Genomic DNA, 4,657 nt, shown 5'->3' on the forward strand with positions numbered 1-4,657 from the left:
GCTGCTCGGCTGAGATCGGCGATGGGCACAATGGCGGTCGTGTCCGCCCAGGAATTGGCCGTCGATCCGCCCACCGCCGCGCGCAGGCTGCTCGGCGCGCCCCAGTGGTCGGGACCGGTCGCGGGGGGCCGGGGGGGCCCAACTCCAAATCCGGCGGCGCCGCCCGGGGGTTACCCGCGGGGCGGGCCTCGAGGCGGAGATTTCTCGGATCAGTACAGGGCGGCGGCCAGCTTGCGGCGCGCGGCCACCACGAACGGTTCGGCCTGGTCGAACAGCTCGAACAGCTCGAGCAGACGGGTGCGCGCCTTGGTGCGGTCGTCGCCCGCGGTGCGCTTGACCACGGCGATGATCCGGTCGAAGGCCGCCTCCGGGCGCTGCTCGAGCAGTTCCACGTCGGCGGCGTCGAGGGCGGCGTCCAGGTTGCCCGGGTCGGCGTCGGCGGTGGCGAGCACGGCAGGGTCGATCTGCTGGGCCCTGGTCAGGAAGCGCAGCTGGCGCAGTGCCGCCTTGGCTTCCTCGTTGGCCGGTTCCTCGGCCAGGATCGCCTCGTAGGCCGCCTCGGCGCCGGTGATGTCACCCTCGGCGAGGGCATCCTCGGCGGCGGTGAAGCGCGGGTCCTCCGCCTCGGGCTGCTCGGCGCCGTTCGGGTCGCCTTCGAGCTTGCCCGCGGTCGCGTCGAGCACCGCGTCGATCCACTGCCGCACCTGGGCCTCGGGCTGGGCGCCCTCGAAGTCGGCCAGCGGCTGCCCGCCCGCCACCGCGATCACCGTGGGAATGCCCTGCACGCGCAGCGCCTGCACGATGTTCATGTTCGCCTCGGCCTCGATCACGGCCAGATCCCAGCTGCCGCGATCGTCGGCATTGAGGCGTTCCAGCGTGCGCATCAACTCGACGCTGCCCGGGCTGCGCTGCGAGAACAGCGCGACCACCACGGGCACCTGCATCGAGCGGCGGATGACCTTGGTCTCGAAATCCGCCTCGGTGACCGTGTGGTTCCCCGGGGCGGCAGACGCGCCGCCGGGGGCGGCGGGCGGCTGCTTCAGCGCGGACAGATCCACCGCACCGGACATGGCGGCGGCGACGGCGGGCGAAGGACGACGGGCAGCGGGTCGAGTCACGCTTTCCAGTTTGTCACGAAGCCGCGGGGGCGGCTTCCGGGGAGCCCTTCGTCGCGCCCTTGCTCAGCTCGCCGAGCTGCCCGGTGCGCACGGCCCAGACCTCGAAGATCACGGTGAACAGGGGCGGGATGCTGGAGGCGAGCGCCAGCACGGTGGTCTTCCAGCTCCAGTTCAGCTCCCGCGCGGTCAGCAGCGCGGTGATCACGAACAGCACGAAGATGCCACCGTGCACCGGACCGAAGATCTTCACGCCGATCTCGTTGCCCTCGGCGGGCAGGTACTTGAACGCCATACCGGTCAGCAGACCGATCCAGGACAGCGCCTCGAGCACCGCGAAGAACCGGAACCGGCTGGCGGTGGTGCGCAGATCGAAGAAACCCATACCAGCCATTGTGCAGCATGACCTACGACACTACGTAGTTGGACGGGTCACACGACGGGCCCCGGCGCCACCCGGCACCGGGGCCCGTCAACGAGCGAGAAATCAGGCAGGCACGCGGATGATCAGGGCGTCACCCTGCCCACCACCACCGCACAGCGCGGCCGCGCCCACACCGCCACCACGCCGCTTCAGCTCCAGCGCCAGGTGCAGCAGGATGCGCGCACCGGACATGCCCAGCGGGTGGCCGATGGAGATGGCGCCGCCGTTGACGTTCACCTTCTCCGGGTCGTAGCCCAGCTTCCGGGTCGAGGACACACCGACGGCCGCGAAGGCCTCGTTGATCTCGATCAGATCCAGCTCGGCCGGCGTGATGCCCTCCTTGGCACAGGCCGCGAGGATCGCGTTGGCCGGCTGGTCCTGCAGGGTCGAGTCGGGACCGGCGACCTGACCGGCGGCGCCGATCTCGGCGATCCACTCCAGGCCGAGCTCTTCCGCCTTGGCCTTGCTCATCACGATCACCGCGGCCGCACCGTCGGAGATCTGCGAGGCGGTGCCCGCGGTGACGGTGCCGTCCTTGCGGAAGGCCGGGCGCAGCTTGCTCAGCGACTCGACGGTGGTGTCGGCGCGGATGCCCTCGTCCTCGGTGACGTAGACCGGGTCGCCCTTGCGCTGCGGCACCGGCACCGGCACGACCTCGTCGGCGAACAGCCCGTTCTTCCACGCGGCGGCGGCGCGCTGGTGCGAGGCCGCGGCGAACGCGTCCTGCTCCTCGCGGCTGACCTTGTCGAGGTCGTTGCGGTCCTCGGTGAGCAGGCCCATCGCCTGGTCGGTGATCACGTCGTGCAGGCCGTCGTAGGCCATGTGGTCGACCAGGGTGGTGTCGCCGTACTTGAAGCCCTCGCGGCTCTTGGGCAGCAGGTGCGGGGTCTGGCTCATCGACTCCATGCCACCGGCGACGACGATCTCGTGCTCCCCGGCACGGATGAGCTGATCGGCCAGCGCGATCGCGTTGATGCCCGACAGGCACACCTTGTTGATGAGCAACGACGGCACGTCCAGTGGGATGCCGGCGGCCATGGCGGCCTGCCGCGCGGGCAGCTGCCCGGCACCGGCCTGCAGCACCTGGCCGAGGATGACGTAGTCGACCTGCTCGGGCGCCACACCACCCTTCTCCAGCGCCGCCTTGATGGCCACACCGGCCAGATCCGAGGCCTTGAAGCCCTTCAGGCCGCCGAGCAGCCTGCCGACCGGGGTACGCGCACCGGACACGATGACAGAAGTCGTCACGAAAGCCTCGCATTCATTGAGTCGAACCTCGCCACGGCGCACACGGCGGCGCCGGGCGCGTCGGGGGTCGCACTCCACGGTAACCGCTACGGGGTCGTGACCCGCACGCAGGTTGGCGCTAACTTCGAGTGGTGACCAACGTGAACATCATCCCCGCCGACTACGTCATCGCCGTCGACCATGTGGGCATCGCCGTGCCCGACCTCGACGCCGCCGTGGCCTGGTACACCGACAACCTCGGCATGGTCGAGACCCACCGCGAGGTGAACGAGGCCCAGGGCGTGGTCGAGGCGATGCTGTCGTGCCCGGCCGCGGCCGACCGCGCGACCGCCCTGCAGTTGCTGGCCCCGCTGACGCCCGAGTCGACCATCGCCAAGTTCATCGACCGCAGCGGACCCGGCTTGCAGCAGTTGGCATTTCGGGTCACCGACATCGAGGCCGTTTCGGCCTTCCTGCGGGACCGCGGCACGCGTTTGCTGTACGAGGCCCCCCGCCACGGAACCGCCGATTCCCGCATCAATTTCATCCATCCGAAGGATGCTGGCGGTGTGCTGGTGGAGCTCGTCGAGCCGAACCCCAATGTTACGCACTAGTAAGCGGATACGGCCGGTAAATCTCGGCGCGATCACAATCGCGGTCGAGTCTCCATCCGCTCGCTCGAGGCTGTATTTTGTGTGCCATGTCGTCACCTGAGTCCGATCGCAATCGCTTCGTTGCACTGCCCTTCACCGTTGTGCGCAAGGGTTATGCGCAAGACGAGGTGCGCAACTACTTCGACCGCTTCGACGCGGAGCTCCGCGTCACCGCCACCGACCGGGATGCCGCCGCGGCGCAGGCCCGTAATCTCGCCAGCCAGCTGGAAGACGCGCGCGACGAGATCGACGAGCTCCGCAAGGAGGTCGACCGGCTCTCCGTGCCGCCGACCACCGCCGAAGGCATGTCCGACCGCATCTCGCGCATGCTGCGCCTGGCCTCGGACGAAGCGTCCGAGGTCCGCGCGCTCGCGCAGGCCGAGGCCGCGGAGATGGTGTCGATCGCCGAGCAGCAGGCCACCGAGATGCGTGGCAAGTACGAGTCGCTGCTCGCGGAGACCAAGGAGAAGCGCGAGGCACTCGAGATCGAGTTCGAGCAGACCCTCGCGAACGCGCGCACCGAGTCCGCCAAGATCATCGAGGCCGCCCAGGCCGATGTGGAACGCCTGGCCAAGGAGGCCGAGGCCAAGCGCAAGGCCACCCAGCAGGACTTCGAGGCCACCATGAACGATCGGCGCACCAAGCTGACCCGTGCCATGGAGGAGCTCGAGGCCACCAGTCGCGCCGAGGCCGCCCAGCGGATCAAGGACGCGACCGATGAGTCCAACCGCCTCATCAGCTCCGCCACCCAGACCTCCGAGCGCAAGATCGCGCACGCGAAGGAACTGGCCGAGGAGATGCGCGTGCTGCGCGGCCGGGTCCTGGCCCAGCTGCTCGGTATCCGCGGTCAGCTCGACTCGGTGCCCGCCATGCTCGCGGCGGTCAACCGGGAGAGCGAGCTGCTCGACGGCGCCCCCGAGCGCAAGTCGATCAGCAACAACGGCAACAACAAGTCCGTGTCCGGCTCGCGCCAGACCAAGGCCATCCCCGAGGTCGCCGACGCCGACGAGGACATCGTCGACGAGGACCGCGAGAACGCCGACATCAGCAACTGACGTCGGACCTGCGACGACATCGGCTCCACCGATCATCGAAGAACCGAAGGGCGCCCCCCACAATAGAGGGGGGCGGGGGGTTTTTGTGGGGATACGGCGGGGGAGGGCCCCCGCCGGGGGGTGGCGCCCGGGGGCCCGGCCGTACACCAGCCCCGGGGCCCAAGCCAGCCGAACGGCACCCCC

Annotated in this window: 5 protein-coding genes; 2 read left to right on the forward strand and 3 right to left on the reverse strand. The window is 69.7% G+C overall.

The window, feature by feature from the left end; genetic code table 11:
• Positions 1-209: 209 nt before the first annotated feature.
• The 3 genes from QH270_RS20350 to QH270_RS20360 form a co-directional block, all read right to left on the reverse strand.
• Complete coding sequence (locus QH270_RS20350) at positions 210-1,070, reverse strand: tetratricopeptide repeat protein (RefSeq protein WP_280344849.1); 861 nt, start codon at positions 1,068-1,070, stop codon at positions 210-212.
• A gap of 61 nt (positions 1,071-1,131) precedes the next feature.
• Positions 1,132-1,509: a DUF3817 domain-containing protein gene (locus QH270_RS20355; RefSeq protein WP_280344841.1), complete on the reverse strand. Its 378-nt coding sequence runs from the start codon at positions 1,507-1,509 to the stop codon at positions 1,132-1,134.
• 93 nt (positions 1,510-1,602) lie between these two features.
• Entirely contained in the window at positions 1,603-2,787 is a 1,185-nt protein-coding gene (locus QH270_RS20360) for an acetyl-CoA C-acetyltransferase (RefSeq protein WP_280344844.1), read from the reverse strand.
• A 131-nt stretch (positions 2,788-2,918) separates the two neighbouring features.
• Between QH270_RS20360 and mce the strand changes: the two genes are divergently transcribed.
• Entirely contained in the window at positions 2,919-3,380 is a 462-nt protein-coding gene (gene mce / locus QH270_RS20365; RefSeq protein ID WP_280344845.1) for a methylmalonyl-CoA epimerase, read from the forward strand.
• Positions 3,381-3,466: 86 nt separating this feature from the next.
• A complete protein-coding gene (locus QH270_RS20370; protein ID WP_110041563.1) occupies positions 3,467-4,474 on the forward strand; it encodes a hypothetical protein in 1,008 nt (335 codons plus the stop codon).
• The last annotated feature ends 183 nt before the right edge of the window (positions 4,475-4,657 follow it).

Origin of the sequence: Nocardia neocaledoniensis, assembly GCF_029868625.1 — a bacterium.
Lineage (GTDB): Bacteria > Actinomycetota > Actinomycetes > Mycobacteriales > Mycobacteriaceae > Nocardia > Nocardia neocaledoniensis_A.

What these genes read in the sequence shown, in the direction of transcription:
- QH270_RS20355 (WP_280344841.1), bottom strand. Translation starts at nt 1,509, where the DNA reads ATGGCTGGTATGGGTTTCTTCGATCTGCGCACCACCGCCAGCCGGTTC.
- QH270_RS20350 (WP_280344849.1), bottom strand. Translation starts at nt 1,070, where the DNA reads ATGTCCGGTGCGGTGGATCTGTCCGCGCTGAAGCAGCCGCCCGCCGCC.
- QH270_RS20370 (WP_110041563.1), top strand. Translation starts at nt 3,467, where the DNA reads ATGTCGTCACCTGAGTCCGATCGCAATCGCTTCGTTGCACTGCCCTTC.